The 523-nt window shown below is 43.2% G+C and carries 1 protein-coding gene; it reads right to left on the reverse strand.

Annotation, left to right across the window (positions count from 1 at the left end):
• A partial coding sequence (locus N1032_RS27795) for a hypothetical protein (protein ID WP_259543967.1) occupies positions 1-441 on the reverse strand: 441 nt, incomplete at its 3' end.
• Positions 442-523 lie beyond the last annotated feature (82 nt).

A 523-nucleotide genomic window follows, 5' to 3' on the forward strand; every position in this document is an offset into this window, starting at 1 on the left:
TTTGATTGTTTCTTTATCACCTTGGTTAAAGTCGATATTCGTTTTATCTAATGTGACACTTGTGATTGTCTTAGTCGGTACAGCAGCTAACCTCGGTGTTACCTGAAGAACAGGAGGAGCCTGAGCAGGCATGTCAAAATCAACAACCGGTTCTCCAGCCATACCATCATCAGGTTCGTCTGGTCCACCACCTGGGTTATTTACATGCTCAATCCTAAACTGAACCATACCAGTAGCACCACCATCAGTGGCGATGAATTGATAGATATCGGTAAGACCATCGGTATTAACACCAGAGGCTCGTTTGAATGTGAAATCTCTATAACCACCAGGGGTCACTGAATAAACACCAGGAGTTTGTCCAGGAACTGTAGCAACTTCATCACGAGATTTTAATAACGTGAATGATTGATCAGGTGCCCAAACAGGTTGAACTGTCACCCTAACACTGTGTGTTGTTGTATCGTCACCTTTAAGAATTACAGAAGTAGGACTCACTGTAATACCGGTAACACCAGGAAGA

The organism is Herbiconiux daphne (genome assembly GCF_024979295.1).
Lineage (GTDB): Bacteria > Actinomycetota > Actinomycetes > Actinomycetales > Microbacteriaceae > Herbiconiux > Herbiconiux daphnes.